The organism is Endozoicomonas atrinae, assembly GCF_001647025.1.
In the GTDB taxonomy this organism is placed as follows: Bacteria; Pseudomonadota; Gammaproteobacteria; order Pseudomonadales; family Endozoicomonadaceae; genus Endozoicomonas; species Endozoicomonas atrinae.
Genome location: NZ_LUKQ02000502.1, coordinates 1 through 1845 on the forward strand (window position 1 = coordinate 1; position 1845 = coordinate 1845).

The 1845-nt window shown below is 42.5% G+C and carries 1 protein-coding gene; it reads right to left on the reverse strand.

Annotation, left to right across the window (positions count from 1 at the left end; genetic code table 11):
- Positions 1 to 7: 7 nt before the first annotated feature.
- A partial coding sequence (locus AK963_RS28430) for a site-specific DNA-methyltransferase (RefSeq protein ID WP_202969909.1) occupies positions 8 to 1845 on the reverse strand: 1838 nt, incomplete at its 5' end.

Genomic DNA, 1845 nt, shown 5'->3' on the forward strand with positions numbered 1-1845 from the left:
CCCGCCCTTAGATACTTTTCACATCGTCAATGCCAAACTGCTTGAGCACCTGAATGGCATTGGTTTTAACGACTGGGTCAGCAAAGCCAGCGTCTTTGAACACCACGCGCATGACTTCCGGTTGCAACTCCTTCTTGAGATCACCAATGGCATTGACGACATCGAGAGTGATTTCATCATCCAGGCAGATCATCAGAGCGCCATTGCCAATATTGTGCACGGTTTTACCGGCCAGAATGTGTTCTTCAATGGGCAGGGTGAGGTCGAGGCCGTATTTCAGCAGGATTTCGTAGAGTACATCGTCGGCAGAACGGCCTTCTTTCAGACTGTCGTCGGCACCAAGAATCATTTGTTCGAGATTCTCAAAATCGGCATCCCAGGGTTTTATATTGCTGGAGTCCAGTTTGAAAACTTTGAAGCCGGTATCTATGTTTTTAATATCTACCTTGTCATGGTTTTCTTTCAGTACTTTATCACCAGCCTTTTTAATCCTATCAATCCCAATTTCTGAAATTGTTTTGTAACCTGCTTTATATGCCTCACTTAATTCATCACATTCCTCAGGCAACTGAACTAGAATAAACTTCCTCTTTTTACCATCTAATGCATTTTGCTTAAGCACCGCGTGTGCGGTTGAAGCCGAACCTGAAAAAAAGTCTAGAACATAACCATCATCACAACTAAGTTGAATTGCTAAACGAATAAGGTCTACGGGCTTAGGGGTTTCGAAAACAGATATCCCTCCAAAGAGGTCTTTTAGTGCATTTTTTGCCCCCTCGTTTGTTGATGCATCCTCTGCAAAAATAATGCTCTCAGGTGTTAGGCCTCGTTCTTTTGAGTGAAGGTATGTTTTTATTCTAGGAACCCCATTTCCATCTTTGCCAAACCAAATTCTACCTTCACGTATTGCTCTTTCCATTTCAGGTTGTGTGTAAACCCAACAACGGCCACTCTGTAAATGGTGCTGTTTTCCATTTGGTGCAGTAAGTACGTAAAATTGACTCTTTGTTCCATGTCCAGCTTGTGCAGATGCTGGGTCAGATTTCCACTCACCCAAAGGGTCATTATCTGGGTTCTTATAGTTTGCTAGAGCTTTTTCACTCATTGGGAGTTGATTTATAGGTCTAATCAATGGGTCACGATTCTTGGTATAGCAAACAACATAGTCATGCCTGCCAGAAACGATTTTCCGATTTTCTCTATTTGTTCTTTTTTCCCATATGAAGTTGGCAATAAAGTTTTCAGACCCAAAAACGTTGTCGCAAATCTCGATAAGATTCTTCAACTCCGTGTCATCAATGGAAATAAAAATAACACCGTCATCTTTTAGAAGATTTCGTGCCAACCTTAAACGTGGATACATCATGTTTAACCAATGAGTATGATAACGACCTGACGTTTCTGGATTGGTTTTTAATGGGTTTCCTTCATCATCGATTTGTCCTGTTATTTTTTTATAATTGGCAATATTATCTTTGAAGTTATCTTTGTAGATAAAATCCTTCCCCGTGTTATAAGGCGGATCAATATAAATCATCTTCACCTTTTTGTGGTAGCTCTTTTGCAGCAGCTTCAGCACTTCCAGGTTATCGCCTTCAATAAACAGGTTTTGCGTGGTGTCCCAGTCTTTTGATTCTTTTTTGCAGGGTCTCAGGGTGCCGGTAGAGGGTGTCTGCGCCAGACGACGGGCGGCGGCTTTGCCATGCCAGGTGAAGTTATAGCGTTCCTTATCGCCATCAATCACCTGATGGCCCACCAGTTCGTTCAGCACATCCACATCAATTTTTGCGCCGCTGGCGTCTTCCGTGATCAATTCCGGAAAGAGCTGTTTCAGTTTGCTGATGT